The sequence below is a fragment of the Variovorax paradoxus genome (genome assembly GCA_016806145.1).
Taxonomy (GTDB): Bacteria; Pseudomonadota; Gammaproteobacteria; order Burkholderiales; family Burkholderiaceae_C; genus Variovorax.
Genome location: CP063166.1, coordinates 1,942,292 through 1,957,461, shown reverse-complemented (window position 1 = coordinate 1,957,461; position 15,170 = coordinate 1,942,292). Strand labels below are relative to the sequence as shown.

Sequence of the window (15,170 nt, the reverse complement as noted above, 5' to 3'; positions counted from 1 at the left end):
CAACAGGCTCAGAAAGTTGTGCTGAAAGGCACTGCGATGCGCTGCGATCGCACGGCATCGGACAGCCGCGGTCGAGCGATGGCGAAGGAGGGACGACGGTGCGCGCAGTCGATGCGACTTCGAACTGCGCGCCGAGCAACGAGGCTCAGAAGATCTGCCAGCTCACCCAGTAGGCGATCGCCGCCACGAACGCCGACGCCGGGATCGTGAAGATCCACGCCCACACGATGTTGCCCGCCACGCCCCAGCGCACCGCGCTCGCGCGCTGCGCCGAGCCCACGCCGACGATGGCGCCGGTGATTGTGTGGGTGGTCGACACGGGAATGCCCAGCGCGGTGGCCAGGAACAGGGTGAGCGCGCCGCCGGTCTCGGCGCAGAAGCCGCCCACGGGCTTGAGCTTGGTGATCTTCTGGCCCATGGTCTTGACGATGCGCCAGCCGCCGAACATGGTGCCCAGCGCGATCGCGGCGTAGCAGCTCACGATGACCCAGGTCGGCGGTTCGGCCTCGCCGGCCGAGGCGTAGCCGGTGGCGATCAAGAGCATCCAGATGATGCCGATGGTCTTCTGCGCGTCGTTGCCGCCGTGGCCCAGGCTGTAGGCGCCGGCCGAGACCAGTTGCAGCCGCCGGAACCAGCGGTCGATGCGCGAGGGCGTGGCGCGGCGGAAGGTCCAGGCCACGATCACCATCATCAGCGAGCCGAGCAGGAAGCCCAGCACCGGCGAGACGAAGATGAAGGCCACGGTCTTCCAGATGCCCGAGGCCACGAGGCCGCTGGTGCCGGTCTTGGCGATCACGGCGCCGACGATGCCGCCGATCAGCGCATGCGAGGAACTGCTGGGGATGCCGTAGTACCAGGTGACGAGGTTCCAGCTGATGGCGCCGATCAGCGCGCCGAACACCACGTGCACGTCGACCACGCCGGGCTGGGCGATGCCCTTGCCCACGGTGGCCGCCACGCTCAGGTGGAAGACGAAGATCGCGATCAGGTTGAAGAAGGCGGCGAACACCACGGCCTGGCCGGGCCGCAGCACGCCCGTGGACACCACGGTCGCGATCGAGTTGGCGGCGTCGTGGAAGCCGTTCATGAAGTCGAACAGGATCGCGAGCGCGACCAGCACCATCACCACCCAGAGGGCGACCTGCACCGTTGCCATCGGTCGTGCCCGCTCAGGAGTTCTCGAGGACGATGCCCTCGATCACGTTGGCCACGTCCTCGCACTTGTCGGTGATCGTCTCGAGCAGCTCGTAGATCGCCTTGAGCTTGATGACCTCGCGCACGTCGGGCTCCTCGCGGAACAGCTTGCTCATGGCGCTGCGCATCACGCGGTCGGCGTCGGACTCGAGGCGGTCGATCTCCTCGCAGGTCTTCAGGGTGGCCTCGGCCACGGCCGGGTCGGCGATCTTGCCGAGGTACTTCACGGCGTCCTTGAGGCGGTCGCAGCACTTCACGCTCAGCGTGGTGAGGCGCACGATCTCGTCGGTCATGTGGCGCACGTCGTACAGCGCCATGGTCTCGGCCGAGTCCTGGATCAGGTCGGCCACGTCGTCCATGGTGTTGATGAGCTTGTGGATCTGCTCGCGGTCGATCGGCGTGATGAAGGTCTTGTGGATCAGCCGGTTGACGTCGTGCGTGACGCGGTCGGCCGCGCGCTCGGCGTTGTCGACGTCGCGGTTGTACTGCTCGCGCAGGTGCACGTCGTTGTAGTTGGTGACGAGTTGCTCGAAGGCCCGGGCCGCCTCGACGATGCGCTCGGCGTGCTGGTTGAACATCTCGAAGAAATTGCCCTCGCGGGGCAGCAGCTTGCCGAACATGGCGACTCCTGGAGGACGCCAATCACAACTTGATGACGCCTTGATGAAAAAACCCGCGAAGTTTAAACGGGCGGATCGTGCGATCCGGACCTTGGGGGGTTGATCTTTTCGTTGTAAATGCGCGAGGCACGGCGGCCGCGGCCGCATTCCGGCCCGAAAAAGAACTCAGGCCGCGCGCTTGAGCACGGGCAGCTGCCGGCCGCCGCAGATGCCGCCGAGCCGCAGCGCCACGACCAGCGCCACGACCCGCGCCACGACCAGCGCGATGGCGGCGTGGAAGGCCCAGCGACGCGGCAGGCCCGCCCCCTCCCCCGGTGGTTCGCTCAGGCGCTGGCGTCTGTGTCGCGCAGCCGCTCGATGACCTGCTTCGACACGCGCGCCAGCGCGGCCCGCGGCACCTTGTCGGGCGCGATCTCGGCCAGCGGCTTGAGCACGAAGGCGCGCTCGCGCATGCGCGGATGCGGCAGCGTGAGCGCGGGCGTGTCCTTGACCGTGTTGCCGTGCGTCAGCAGGTCGAGGTCGAGCGTGCGCGGCGCGTTCGGGAACGAGCGCTCGCGGCCGGCCTCGAGCTCGAGCAGCTGCAGGTCGGCCAGCAGCGCCTCGGCCGTGAGGCCGGTGCGCACCGCGACCACGGCGTTGATGAAGTCGGGGCCGGTGGCATCGACCGGCGCGCTGCGATAGAGCGAGGAACTGGCCGTCACGGTGGTGCGCTCGATCGCGCCGATGGCGAGCATCGCGGCGCGCACCGCCGCGGCGGCATCGCCGAGGTTGGCGCCGATCGCGATGAAGGCCTGGACCGTGGGGTACTCGTCGCGCGACCGGCTCGGGGGCCGGGCAGGACCCGAGCCGCCCGAGCGGCCGGCCGGCTTGCGCGCCGGCGCGGCACCCTTGCGGGCCGGACCGGCGGCGTTGGAACCACGGGCCGGACCGGCGGAACTGGCCCCACGGCCCGGCGCGCGGCCGGGCTTGCCATCGCCATCGCGTGCATCGCGCGGTGGCTGGCGACGACCGTCGCCGCCCCCGCGGGCTTGCGAGCCGGCGCAGCCTTGCCGCCCGGCGGGCGCTTGGCGGTACTCATTCGGATGCGGCTGGCGCGCCGCCCTCACCACCGGTGCGCGGCTTGCGGCGGCGCCGGCGCTTGCGCGGCGCGGCCATCGCCATCGGGCGGCACGGCGCCACCGGCCTCACCGTCGGCCGTCTCGTCGTCCGCGCGCTCGTCGCCGCGCGCGGCGGTGCTCCTGGCGACCACCGGCTCGGCCGCGGGCGCGGTGTTGCGCACCCGCACGCGCTGGCGCGTCTTCTGTTCGTCGCGCACCTGGTCCAGCAGGTCCTGGCGCCGCGTGTCGTCCGAGGTGCTGAACTCCTGCCACCACTCGGCGATGGCCTCGCTGACCTCGCCCACGTCGGCGCGCAGGCGCATGAAGTCGAAGGCGGCGCGGAAGCGCGCCTGCTCGACCAGGCTGTAGGGCGTGGAGCCGGTGCGCTTGTCGAAACGCGGCTGCATCATCCAGATCTCGCGCATGTCGGCGGCCAGCTTGCCGCGGCCCGAGACGTCGCCGATGCGCGCGTTGAACACGTCGTCGATCGCGTCCTGCAGCGCCGGGAACGGCGGCTGCGCGCGCTGGCCGTTGCGGCCTTCCTGACGCTGGGCCCAGCCGTCGCGCACATCGGCCCACAGCACGCAGGCCAGCAGGAAGCTCGGCGCCACCGGCTTGCCCTCGCCGACACGGCGGTCGGTGTCCTGCAGCGCGGCCTTCACGAACGGCAGGTCGGCGCGCTCCACCACCACGTCGAGCAGCGGATAGATGCCCCTGGACAGGCCCAGCTTGCGCAGCTGCTCGACGGTGGCGATCGCATGGCCGGTCTGCAGCAGCTTGAGCATCTCGTCGAACAGGCGGCTCTGCGGCACGTCGGCCAGCAGCTTGCTCGACTCGACCAGCGGCGCGCCGGTCTTGGGCTCGAGCTTGAAGCCCAGGGCCGCGAGCTTGGCCGAGAAGCGGATGGCGCGGATGATGCGCACCGGGTCCTCGCGGTAGCGCACGGCCGGGTCGCCGATCATGCGCAGCACCAGCTTCTGGGCATCGCGGATGCCGTGGTGATAGTCGATCACTACCTGCCGCGCCGGGTCGTAGTACATGGCGTTGACGGTGAAGTCGCGGCGCGCGGCGTCTTCCTCCTGCGGGCCCCAGACGTTGTCGCGCAGCACGCGGCCGCTGGCGTCCACGGCATGGGTCATGCCCGCGAGCTCGCCCTTGCTGGTGCGCTCGTTGCCGCTGACCTGGCCGGCCGCGGCCGCATCCATGTAGGCGCGGAAGGTCGAGACCTCGATCACCTCGTGCTCGCGGCCGCGCCCGTACACCACGTGCACGATGCGAAAGCGCCGCCCGATGATGAAGGCGCGCCGGAACAGCCCCTTGACCTGCTCGGGCGTGGCATTGGTCGCCACGTCGAAGTCCTTGGGCCGCAGGCCCAGCAGCAGGTCGCGCACCGCGCCGCCCACCACGTAGGCCTCGAAACCGGCCTGCTGCAAGGTGGTGACCACGTTCTTCGCGCGTTCGTCGACCAGGGCCGGATCGATCCGGTGAACCTCCGCCGGCACTTCCTCGCGCTTGCCGAAGCGGCTCTTTCCCTGTGCGCCGCCGGCGGATTTGCCGAGCAGCTTGTCGATGAATTTCTTGATCATTGGTTGAGAAGGGTTCTTCTTATTCGTTTTCGAGCATGGAGCGGATCAACGGAATGGTGATCGCGCGTTGCGTCTGCAGCGCATAGCCGTCGAGCTGCGTGAGCAGCTCCATCAGGCTGCCGAGGTCGCGGCTGAAGCGGTGCAGCATGTAGTCGAGGACATCGTCGGACAGCATCACGCCGCGCGCATCGGCGGCCTGGCGCAGCACGGCGCGTCGTTCGCTCTCGCCGAGCACCTGCAGGTGGAACACGTGGCCCCAGCCGAGCCGGGTGCGCAGGTCCTCGCGCAGCGGCAGGTCGGCCGGCGGCAGCGCGCCCGCGGCCACCACGCCACGCTGCAGGCTCTGCGCGTTGACGAACCAGTTGAAGGCCGCGTGCTGCTGCACGGCGGTGTAGAGGTGCACGTCGTCGAGCAGCACGGCGACCCAGCGCTCGTCGAACTCGGGCGGCTCCAGCAGGCCGGCGTGCAGCCAGCCCACGCTGGCGCCCTGCTCGCGCAGCGCCACGCGCACCGATTCGAGCAGATGGGTCTTGCCGCTGCCGCTTTCGCCCCACAGGTAGGTGGGCACGGGCGAGTGGAGCGCCGGACTGCCGGCGCCGCCCACCCACAGTTGCAGGTGCCGCAGCGCCGCCTCGTTCGGGCCGGCAAAGAAGGCGTCGAAGCTGGGGCCCGTCGCGATGCCGATATCGAGCGCGAGCTGTTTCATCCCGGGAAGGTTCATGGAGGGGGCGGTCAACGCCCGTAAAATCGTCCGGAATTCTATCGGCCCGGCCGTTTCGCCCTTTGACCCTCCCCCCGGGGTGCCATCGCGGCCGGTGCGCTTTCCATTCCTCTCGCCTCCAACCAGCCATGACCTCCCCTCTGCCCACTCCGCTCAGCTACAAGGACGCCGGCGTCGATATCGATGCCGGCGACGCGCTGGTCGACCGCATCAAGCCGCTCGCGAAGAAAACCATGCGCGAAGGCGTGCTGGCCGGCATCGGCGGTTTCGGCGCGCTGTTCGAGGTGCCCAAGCGCTACAAGGAGCCGGTGCTGGTGAGCGGCACCGACGGCGTGGGCACCAAGCTCAAGCTGGCCTTCGAATGGAATATGCACGACACGGTCGGCATCGACCTGGTGGCCATGAGCGTCAACGACGTGCTGGTGCAGGGCGCCGAGCCGCTGTTCTTCCTCGACTACTTCGCCTGCGGCAAGCTCGACGTCGACACCGCCGCGGCGGTGGTGGGCGGCATCGCGCGCGGCTGCGAGCTCTCGGGCTGCGCGCTGATCGGCGGCGAAACCGCCGAAATGCCCGGCATGTACCCGGCCGGCGAGTACGACCTGGCGGGCTTCGCGGTCGGCGCGGTCGAGAAATCGAAGATCCTGACCGGCCAGAACGTCAAGCCCGGCGACGTGGTGCTGGGGCTGGCCTCGGCCGGCGTGCATTCCAACGGTTTCAGCCTGGTGCGCAAGGTGATCGAGCGCGCCGGCGCAGACCTGCCCGCCACGCTCGACGGCAAGCCCTTCCGCGAGGCCGTGATGGAGCCCACCCACCTCTACGTGAAGCCGGTGCTCGAGGCGCTCGGCAAGCACCCGATCAAGGCGCTGGCCCACATCACCGGCGGCGGCCTGCTCGAGAACATCCCGCGCGTGCTGCCCGAAGGCACGGCCGCCCACCTGAAGAAGGGCAGCTGGCCGCAGACCGAGCTGTTCGCCTGGCTGCAGAAGGTGGCCGGCATCGACGACATCGAGATGAACCGCACCTTCAACAACGGCATCGGCATGGTGGTGGTGATCGACGCGGCCGAGGCCGCCGCCTGCGCCGCCACGCTGCGCGCCGCCGGCGAGACGGTGCACGAGATCGGCGTCATCGCCGAGCGCGGCCAGGGCGCGGCCGTGGTCGTCGCCTGAACGAACCGGGTTTCGACGCGCGAGCGCCCTCCCGGATGACCAAGCCCCTGCCCACCGCCCCCATCGCTCCCGTGCCGCCACGCAGCGCCCCGCGCAACGTGGTGATCGCCAGCTACCTGCTGATGCTCGCGGGCCTGATGCTCGTGATGTGGCAGCACCTGCTGCCGGGCCTGCTGTGCGCCTGCATCGGCTTCCTGGCCACGCGCTTCTTCGCGCGGCTGATCGGGCGCGGCCTCGCTCGCGTCGCGCCGCTGCGCGCGCGCGGCGACGGCATCGCGCGCGTGGTGGCGGTCACGCTGGTGCTGCTGGCGCCGATCGCGCTGATCACGCTGGGGCTCTCGCAGGCGCGGGAATACATCATCGACGCGCCCGACCAGTACCGCGAACTTCTCGACTACACGGCGCGCACGGTGCTCGAGCTGCGGCTGAAGCTGCCGCCCGAGATCGCGGTCTACCTGCCCGAGGGCGCGGCCGAGATCCAGCGCATGGTGGCGAACTACATGCGCGCCCAGGCCGGCATGCTGGCGCTCACCGGCCGGGCCTGGCTCGGGGCGCTGCTGTTCGCCTACGTGGGACTGATCATCGGCGGGCTGGCCGCGGTGGCGCATGCGCGCGGACCGCGCCGGCCGCTGTCGGAGGAACTGCACCAGCGCATCACGATGTTCGGCCAGGCCTTCGGCCAGATCGTCGCGGCGCAGTTCTGGATCGCCGCCTTCAACACGCTGCTCACCGCCATCTTCCTGCTGGTGCTGATGCCGCTGTGGGGCCCGCACCTGCCCTACACGCCCGCGCTGATCACCCTGACCTTCGTCGCCGGGCTGGTGCCGATCGTGGGCAACCTGGTGTGCAACGCGGTGATCACGCTGGTGGCGCTGTCGGTGTCGCCGGTCACGGCCGCGGCCTGCCTGGCCTTCCTGATCCTGATCCACAAGGCCGAGTACGTGATCAACGCCAAGGTGGTGGGCAGCCGCACGCAGATGAGCGTGTGGGAACTGCTGGCGGTGATGTTCGTGGCCGAGGCGGTGTTCGGCCCGGCCGGGCTGGTGGCGGCGCCGCTGTTCTACGCCTACCTCAAGAAAGAGCTGCAGGCCGGCGGCCTGGTCTGAGGCGGCGGCGCCCTGCGCGCCGGGCGATGTCCTGATCTGATCGATTCTGGTCCGCTCCCGAGCGGCCGGCTCGGCTCGATCGCTGAAGAATCGGGGGCATCATCCACTTTGTCCCCTCGGAATCCGCCATGAAGACCTGTCTGATTGTGATCGACGCCCAGGAATCGTTCCGCCAGCGCCCGTACTGGGACGAAAGCCTCGCGGCGCCCTACCTCGCGGCGCAGAACGCGCTGATCGCCGGCGCGGCCGAGGCCGGCCTGCCGATCGTGCGCGTCTACCACGTCGACGGCCCGAGCACCCCCGCCAACCCCTTCGCGGTCGAATCGGGCTTCGTGCGGCCGATCGAGGGCCTGGCCGGCTTCGAGGCCGCCGGCACCTTCACCAAACACCGCCACAGCGCGCTGGTCAACAGCGGGCTCGACATCTGGCTCACCCAGCAGGGCATCGGCCGGCTGATCGTGAGCGGCATCCGCACCGAGCAGTGCTGCGAGACCACCACGCGCCACGCCTCCGACCTGGGCTGGGAGGTCGACTACGTGACCGACGCCACGCTGACCTTCGACATGACGCAGCCCGACGGCACGCCGCTCCCGGCCGCCGACATCAAGGCCCGCACCGCGACCGTGCTGGCGGGGCGCTTCGCGACGATCTGCAACGTGGCGCAGGCGCTGGAGCGCGCGGCATGAGTTCTTCACCGGGCGCCGCGCTGCGCGTGCTGATCCTGGCCTTCGACGGCATCGAGGCCCTGGACTTCGCGGGCCCGTTCGAGGTGTTCACCACCGCGAGCCGCGTGCACCGGCGGCTGCGGCCGGACGAACCGGCGCCCTTCGAGGTCGCGGCCGTGGCCGAGGGCGCGCCCGCGCGGCCGGTGCAGGCGCGCGCCGGGCTGCAGCTGCTGGCCGCGCACGACCTGGCCGATGCGCCGCAGGCCGACCTGCTGCTCGTGCCCGGCGGCGTGGTCGACGCGCCGCTCGCGAGCGGCGCCACGCTGCAGTGGATCGCACGGCAGGCCGCGGGTGCGCGGCTGGTGGCCTCGGTCTGCACCGGCGTCTTCCTGCTCGCGGCCAGCGGCGTGGTCACCGACCAGGCCGTCACCACGCACTGGGAGGACCTGGCCGATCTGCGCGAGCGCTTCCCCGCGCTCGAGGTGCGCGAAGGCGTGCGCTGGGTCGACGGCGGCCGGATCCTGAGCTCGGCCGGCATCAGCGCCGGCATCGACATGAGCCTGCATCTGGTCGAGCGCCTGGCCGGCCGCGAACTGGCCGAGCGCACCGCGCGCCAGATGGACTACGCATGGACGCACAACCCACCCTGATCCGCGTCGTCTTCGTGCTGCTGCCCGGCAGCCTGGTGCTCGACTGGGCTGGGCCGGCCGAGGCGCTGCGCATCGCCAACCAGCGGCTGCGCGCCACCGGGGCGGCGCCGCGCTTCGCGATCGAGTTCGCGAGCCCGCGGCCCGACACGGTCGGCTCGGTCGGCATCGCGCTGACCGGGCTGGCGCCGCTGCCGGACCTGCCCGTCGCCGATGGCTCCGACGGCGCCGCCTGGGTGGTGCTGGTCGGCATGCCCGGCGACACGATCCCGATCGACACGCCCGAGACCCAGGACCTGCTGCACTGGCTGCGCGGCCTGCGGCTGGAGGCGGGCCGGCTCGAGCTGCTGACCATCTGCGCCGGCAGCGTGCTGGCCGCGCATGCCGGCGCGCTGGCCGGGCGGCGCGCCACCACGCACCACCATCACCTCGACGAGCTGCGCGCCGTGGAGCCGCGCTGCGAGGTGGTGGGCAACCGGGTGTTCGTGCTCGACCCGCCGGTCTACAGCAGCGCCGGCGTCACCACCGGCATCGACCTGGTGCTGCACCGCATCGCCGACACCTGCGGCGAAGCGCTGGCGGCGCAGGTCGCGCAGACCATGGTGGTGGCGCTGCGGCGCGGCCCGCACGACCCCGAGCTGTCGCCCTTCCTGGCCTACCGCAACCATCTGCATGCGGCGCTGCACCGGGTGCAGGACGCGGTCAGCGAACGGCCGCAGGCCGACTGGAACGTGCCGCGCATGGCCGAGGTGGCCCACACCTCGGCGCGGCATCTCACGCGGCTGTTCGTCGAGCACGCGGGCGTGGCGCCGCTGGCCTACCTGCGCCGGCTGCGGCTGGCGGCCGCGCAACTGGCGCTGGCCTCGGGCGCCAGCGTGACGCGGGCGGCCGAGCTGTCGGGCTTCGGTTCCGACACCCAGTTGCGCCGCGCCTGGCACCAGTTCGGGCTGCCGGGTTCGCCGTCGGACGCGGCCGGGCTGGCGCGCGGCTGAGTCAGCCGAGGCAGGCGCGTGCGCGCGCGGCCAGCAGCGCCTTCTCGCGGCCGTTGCGCGTCAGGCCGGCCGCGCGCTCGAACTCGCGCCGCGCCTCGTCGAGCCGGCCCAGCTTGAACAGCAGGTCGCCACGCACCGTCGGCAGCAGGTGATAGCCCTGCAGCGCGGGCTCGGCCAGCAGCGCATCGGCCACCTCGAGCCCCGCGGCCGGGCCGAAGGCCATCGACAGCGCGACCGCGCGGTTGAGCTCGACGATGGGCGACGGCGCGAGCTGGGCCAGCGCGTCGTAGAGCGCGGCGATGCGGCCCCAGTCGGTCTGCTCGGCCGTGCGCGCCCGCGCATGGCAGGCGGCGATGGCGGCCTGCAGCGCATAGGGGCCGAGCGCGCCGCCGAGCGCCTCGGCGCGTGCCAGCGCGGCCAGGCCGCGGCGGATCAGCACGTGGTCCCAGCGCGCGCGGTTCTGCTCGAGCAGCAGCACCGGCTCGCCCGAAGGCCCGACGCGCGCGGCGGTGCGCGAGGCCTGGATCTCCATCAGCGCGACCAGCCCGTGCACCTCCGACGCCGCGGGCATCAGCTCGGCCACGATGCGGCCCAGGCGCAGCGCCTCCTCGCACAGCGCGGGGCGCATCCAGTCGTCGCCCGCGGTGGCGGCATAGCCCTCGTTGAAGATCAGGTAGAGCACCTCGAGCACCGAGGCCAGCCGCGATTCGAACTCGGCGCGACGCGGCACCTCGAAGGGCACGCGCGCCTCGGCCAGGGTGCGCTTGGCGCGCACGATGCGCTGCGCGACGGTGGGCTCGGTGACCAGGAAGGCGCGCGCGATCTCGTCGGTGGCGAGGCCGCCGAGCAGGCGCAGCGTGAGCGCCACGCGCGCCTCGGTCGACAGCACCGGGTGGCAGGCGGTGAAGACCAGCCGCAGCAGGTCGTCGCCGATGTCGTCGTCGAGCGCGGTGTCGACCGCCTCGGCGAAGTCGGCCTGCGCGATCTCGTGCCGCGCATCGAGCTCGCGGCCGATCTCGCCGGCCTTGTGCTCGGCCAGCTGCAGGTGACGCAGGCGGTCGAGCGCGCGGCGCTTGGCCACGGCGGTGAGCCAGGCCGCGGGGTTGTCGGGCACGCCCGATTCGCTCCACTGCTCGAGCGCCGAGACCAGCGCATCCTGGGCCAGTTCCTCGGCCAGGCCCACGTCGCGCACCATGCGCGCGACGGTGGCGATGATCTTGGCCGACTCCATGCGCCACACCGCCTCGACGGTGCGGTGGATCGCGGCGGTGCGCGGGTCGTGGGTCACCGGCTCAGTGGGCGGGCTTCTTGAGGGTCTGCATCGAGGGGAAGGCCTCGGCGGTCAGCGCCTGCACCTCGGCCGGATAGTCCTCGACCTCCTGGATCTGGCGCACCTCGATGACCTCGTTCTCGCCGCCCGGGCAGCGCGTGGCCCATTCGATGGCGGCGGCGCGCGAAGGCACGTCGATGATCCAGAAGCCGCCGAGCACTTCCTTGGCCTCGGCGAAGGGGCCATCGACCACCGTGGGCTTGCGGCCCGGGAAGCTCACGCGCGCGCCCATCGAGGGCGGGTGCAGGCCGTCGCAACTGATCAGGATGCCGGCCTCCTGCATCGATGCGTTGTAGGCCATCATGGCCGACACCGCGTCGACGTCGTCGGGGATGGTGCCGGGCGCGGCGTTCTCGTAGCCGTGGGGGATCATCAGCAGCATGAATCGCATGGCGGTTCTCCTGGCGGTTCGCGCGCGGCGCTCAATGGCCGCCCTGGGTGCGGGCCTCGGTCTCGGCGCGCAGGCGGTCTTCCTGCGCGAGCAGCTCGGGCGTCATCGAATCGCCGAAGTCGGCGGCCTCGAACACTTGGCGGATCTCGATCTCGCCCTCCTGGAACGGGCTGCGCTTGATCCACTCGATGGCCTCCTCCTTCGACTTGACCTGGAACAGCCAGAAGCCGGCCAGCAGCTCCTTGGTTTCGGCGAACGGACCATCGATGACGGTGCGCTTGGTCGGGCCCTCGCAGCGCACGCGCACGCCCTTCGAGCTGGGATGCAGGCCCTCGCCGGCCAGCAGCACGCCGGCCTTCACCAGTTCCTCGTTGTACTTGCCCATCGCGGTGAGGATCTCGGTGCTGGGCATCACGCCGGCTTCGGAATCCGCATTGGCCTTGACCAGAATCATGAATCGCATGTCGTTGCTCCTAGAGGGGTTGGAAGTAAATCGGGAACGGCGTCGAAGTCTCGAATCTGCCTGCTCCTGTTGACACGTCGAGCAACGGCCGGCCGGATCGACAGGAATCGGCCGGTCCAGTTGTAAAAAAGCGTTTCAACTCCGGCGAGGCGGCCGCTACGGGCGGCCGCAGAAGCGCAGCACATGCCCGTCGGGCTCGCGGATCGCGAACTCGCGCGTGCCCCAGGGCTGCGACACCGGTGCCTCGATGACCGTGACGCCGCGCTTGAGGTAGGCGGCATGCAGGCCGTCGATGTCGTGGCCGACCTGGATCACGAACTCGCCGCGCCACGGACGCGGCTCGCGCGTGCCGGTCTGCCACAGGCGCAGGTAGATCGGCTGGCCGGCGCCGGCCGGCAGCTGCTTGACGCGGCCGTAGCTCGGCGGCTCGCCCGCGATGAAGTCGAGCTCGAAGCCCAGCACCTCGCAGAACCAGCGCGCGGCGCGGCCGACGTCGGCCACCGGCAGCACCGGCTCCATGCCATGGAAGCCGTGCACGGCGCCGAGGGCGGGCGCGCCGGTGGGGCCCGCCCGGGTGGCCATCAGCTGGCCGCGCGCCGCAGCGCGGCCACGCGCTCCGCGATGGCGTCGATGTCGAGCGCGTCCTCGGCGTGCGCCAGGTAGGCCTCGAGGTCGCGCACCGCGGCGGCCGTGCTGCCCTGCTCGGCATGGGCGATGCCGCGGTCGCGGTACTCGCCCCAGGCCTCGGGCAGCAGCGCGATGATGCGGTCGAGCACGCAGATCAGGCGCTGCCAGTCCTCCTGCGCGCGGTGCACTTCCTTCAGGTTGCGCAGCATGCGGCCGATGATCTCGCGCGAGCTCGCGGGCTGCAGGTACAGGCCCAGCGGCACGTCGAATTCGCCGACCAGGCCGTTGCCGCGCTTGTAGGGCTCGAGCCGCTCGCTGAGCTCCTCGCGCGAGAGCGACTTGCCGGTGAAGGGGTCGATCACCACCTGCCCCTTGGGCAGCGTCACCTTGAGCATGAAGTGCCCCGGGAAACCGATGCCGCGCGCCTGCAGCCCCAGGCCCTGCGCCAGCTCCATCCACAGCACCGCGAGCGAGATCGGGATGCCGCGGCGCGTGCGCAGCACCGCGTTGAGGTAGCTGTTGTCGGGGTCGTAGTAGTCGTTGACGTTGCCGCCGAAGTTCAGGTCGTTGAAGAAGAACTGGTTGAGCGCGCGCAGCCGCGCGAGCGGCGCGGCGTCGGCCGGCAGGCGGCGCTTGAGGCGGGCCAGCAGCTGGTCGACGTCGCCGAGCACCTGCTGGACGTCTAGGTCGGGGTATTCGTCCTGCGCGATGCTGGCGGCGGCCTCGAGCAGCGGGAACTGCTCGTCGCTCTGCACGAGCGACTCGAAATACTCGAGTGCGGTGGGGACCTGGAAGCTGAACGTCGTCATGTGGCTTTGTAGAGGAGCGGGGCCGGGAGCGTCAAGGCGGGGGACATGCGGATTGCCAAGGCGGTCCGCGCTGCCGATCGTCGGGGGCTCAGCGGCGCATGAAGCTGCGCAGCCGCACGCCGGCGGCGGCCAGCACCGCGAAATAGAGCAGCGCGGCACCGCTCACCAGCATCGCCAGCAGGCCGATGCGCCAGAAGCGCTGCTCGCGCAGGCCGATCCAGTCGAAATGCCCCGAGGCCCAGGCCAGCAGCGCGGCCAGCACCAGCGAGCCCGCGAGCACCTGCAGCGCGAAGCGGCCCCAGCCGGGCTCGGGCTTGTAGCTGCCGCGGCAGATCAGGCCGACCAGCAGCCAGCTCGCGTTGACCAGCGCGCCGATGCCGATGGTCAGGGTCAGCGCCGCATGCTGCAGCACCGGCACCAGGAACAGGTTGAGCACCTGGGTCAGGATCAGCACGCCGACCGCGATCAGCATCGGCGTGCGCGTGTCGTGCTTGGCGTAGTAGCCGGGCGCGAGCACCTTGATGGCCACGATGCCGACCAGGCCGACGCCGTAGCCCATCAGCGCGACGGTGGTGCGGCGCACGTCCTCGCCGCCGTAGGCGCCGTTGTGGAACAGCACCGCCACCAGCGGCTGCGAGAACAGCAGCAGCGCCACCGCGCACGGCGCCGCGAGCAGCAGCACCAGGCGCAGGCCCCAGTCGAGCAGCGACGAATAGCGCGCGTCGTCCTTGGCCGCGCGCGCGCCGGCCAGCTGCGGCATCAGCACCACGCCCAGCGCCACGCCCAGCATGGCGGTCGGGAATTCCATCAGCCGGTCGGCATTGGTGACCCAGGTCACGCTGCCGGTGGCCAGGTGCGAGGCGATCTGCGTGTTGATCAGCAGCGAGATCTGCGCCACGCTCACCCCGAGCAGCGCGGGCAGCATGAGGCGCGCGATCTTGCGCGTATCGGGATCCGACCACGCCGTGCGCAACGCCTTGAAGCTCGCGCCGATGCGCGGCAGCAGCCCCAGCTTGCGCAGCGCGGGCAGTTGCAGCGCCAGCTGCAGCACGCCGCCCACCATCACGCCCACGCACTGGGCATAGATCGGCTCGATGCCCCAGCGCCGGAACAGCGGCGCGCCGAACAGGATCGACAGGATCAGCGCGATGTTGAGCAGCACCGGCGAGGCCGCCGGCACCGCGAACTTGCGCCAGGTGTTGAGGATGCCGCCGGCCAGCGCCACCAGCGACATGAAGCCGATGTAGGGGAACATCCAGCGCGTCATGACCACCGCGGCATCGAAGCCCGCGAGGCCGCTGGCCATGGCCCAGACCAGCCACGGCGCGCCGACCACGCCGGCCACGCACACCACCACCAGCATCCAGGTCAGCAGCGTGGCGACATGGTCGACCAGTTCCTTGGCGCCGGCATCGCCGCGCTCGGTGCGGGTGGCCGCCAGCACCGGCACGAAGGCCTGGCTGAACGCGCCCTCGCCGAACACCCGACGGAACAGGTTCGGAATGCGGAAGGCGACATTGAAGGCGTCGGTCAGCGCGCTGACGCCGAACACCGAGGCGAACAGCACGTCGCGCACGAGGCCGGTGATGCGCGAGGCGAGGGTCAGCAGGGAGACGGTGGAGGCGGATTTGAGCAGCGACACGGGGCGAGTGTAGGCCCCGCAAAGCGCATGAAATGGCGGTTCTGGCCAGATTTCGCCGCCCGGCCTATAATGGAGGGCTTTGCTGCATCATCCTCAGACACTGAGAGAACA

Annotated in this window: 15 protein-coding genes and 1 pseudogene; 5 read left to right on the top strand and 11 right to left on the bottom strand. The window is 71.0% G+C overall.

Annotated features, from left to right (window positions below; translation table 11 throughout):
* Positions 1-145: 145 nt before the first annotated feature.
* The 5 genes and pseudogenes from INQ48_08905 to hda form a co-directional block, all read right to left on the bottom strand.
* Positions 146-1,156: an inorganic phosphate transporter gene (locus INQ48_08905; GenBank protein ID QRF59324.1), complete on the bottom strand. Its 1,011-nt coding sequence runs from the start codon at positions 1,154-1,156 to the stop codon at positions 146-148.
* A 13-nt stretch (positions 1,157-1,169) separates the two neighbouring features.
* The gene (locus INQ48_08900) at positions 1,170-1,814 is read right to left on the bottom strand and encodes a DUF47 domain-containing protein (protein ID QRF59323.1); all 645 of its coding nucleotides are present in this window, start codon (positions 1,812-1,814) and stop codon (positions 1,170-1,172) included.
* Positions 1,815-2,137: 323 nt separating this feature from the next.
* Complete coding sequence (gene folK / locus INQ48_08895; GenBank protein QRF60666.1) at positions 2,138-2,599, bottom strand: 2-amino-4-hydroxy-6-hydroxymethyldihydropteridine diphosphokinase; 462 nt, start codon at positions 2,597-2,599, stop codon at positions 2,138-2,140.
* A gap of 289 nt (positions 2,600-2,888) precedes the next feature.
* Positions 2,889-4,497 (bottom strand): annotated as a pseudogene (gene pcnB, locus INQ48_08890) (polynucleotide adenylyltransferase PcnB).
* 19 nt (positions 4,498-4,516) lie between these two features.
* On the bottom strand, positions 4,517-5,218 hold the full coding sequence (gene hda, locus INQ48_08885) for a DnaA regulatory inactivator Hda (protein ID QRF59322.1): 702 nt from the start codon (positions 5,216-5,218) through the stop codon (positions 4,517-4,519).
* 128 nt (positions 5,219-5,346) lie between these two features.
* On the opposite strand from hda, the gene purM reads away from it, so the two are divergent.
* From purM to INQ48_08860, 5 genes are all read left to right on the top strand, one after another.
* A complete protein-coding gene (gene purM / locus INQ48_08880; protein QRF59321.1) occupies positions 5,347-6,387 on the top strand; it encodes a phosphoribosylformylglycinamidine cyclo-ligase in 1,041 nt (346 codons plus the stop codon).
* A 35-nt stretch (positions 6,388-6,422) separates the two neighbouring features.
* On the top strand, positions 6,423-7,493 hold the full coding sequence (locus tag INQ48_08875; GenBank protein ID QRF59320.1) for an AI-2E family transporter: 1,071 nt from the start codon (positions 6,423-6,425) through the stop codon (positions 7,491-7,493).
* Positions 7,494-7,621: 128 nt separating this feature from the next.
* Entirely contained in the window at positions 7,622-8,179 is a 558-nt protein-coding gene (locus tag INQ48_08870) for an isochorismatase family protein (protein QRF59319.1), read from the top strand.
* Entirely contained in the window at positions 8,176-8,808 is a 633-nt protein-coding gene (locus INQ48_08865; protein QRF59318.1) for a DJ-1/PfpI family protein, read from the top strand. Before INQ48_08870 ends, INQ48_08865 begins: the two co-directional genes overlap by 4 nt.
* The gene (locus INQ48_08860; GenBank protein ID QRF59317.1) at positions 8,787-9,797 is read left to right on the top strand and encodes a helix-turn-helix domain-containing protein; all 1,011 of its coding nucleotides are present in this window, start codon (positions 8,787-8,789) and stop codon (positions 9,795-9,797) included. The genes INQ48_08865 and INQ48_08860 overlap by 22 nt, the downstream gene beginning before the upstream one ends.
* Position 9,798: 1 nt before the next feature.
* Here INQ48_08860 and INQ48_08855 read toward each other — a convergent pair whose 3' ends face one another.
* From INQ48_08855 to murJ, 6 genes are all read right to left on the bottom strand, one after another.
* Positions 9,799-11,085: an RNA polymerase sigma factor gene (locus INQ48_08855; protein ID QRF59316.1), complete on the bottom strand. Its 1,287-nt coding sequence runs from the start codon at positions 11,083-11,085 to the stop codon at positions 9,799-9,801.
* A gap of 4 nt (positions 11,086-11,089) precedes the next feature.
* The gene (locus INQ48_08850) at positions 11,090-11,518 is read right to left on the bottom strand and encodes a YciI family protein (protein QRF59315.1); all 429 of its coding nucleotides are present in this window, start codon (positions 11,516-11,518) and stop codon (positions 11,090-11,092) included.
* 31 nt (positions 11,519-11,549) lie between these two features.
* Positions 11,550-11,981, bottom strand: coding sequence for a YciI family protein (locus INQ48_08845; protein ID QRF59314.1), 432 nt, complete (start codon positions 11,979-11,981; stop codon positions 11,550-11,552).
* A 156-nt stretch (positions 11,982-12,137) separates the two neighbouring features.
* On the bottom strand, positions 12,138-12,563 hold the full coding sequence (locus INQ48_08840; GenBank protein QRF59313.1) for a VOC family protein: 426 nt from the start codon (positions 12,561-12,563) through the stop codon (positions 12,138-12,140).
* Positions 12,563-13,417, bottom strand: a complete 855-nt coding sequence (locus INQ48_08835; protein ID QRF59312.1) for a tetratricopeptide repeat protein — start codon at positions 13,415-13,417, stop codon at positions 12,563-12,565. The genes INQ48_08840 and INQ48_08835 overlap by 1 nt, the downstream gene beginning before the upstream one ends.
* 88 nt (positions 13,418-13,505) lie before the next feature.
* Positions 13,506-15,059 carry a murein biosynthesis integral membrane protein MurJ gene (murJ, locus tag INQ48_08830; GenBank protein ID QRF59311.1) on the bottom strand — a complete coding sequence of 518 codons (1,554 nt, stop codon included), beginning with the start codon at positions 15,057-15,059 and terminating at the stop codon, positions 13,506-13,508.
* Positions 15,060-15,170 lie beyond the last annotated feature (111 nt).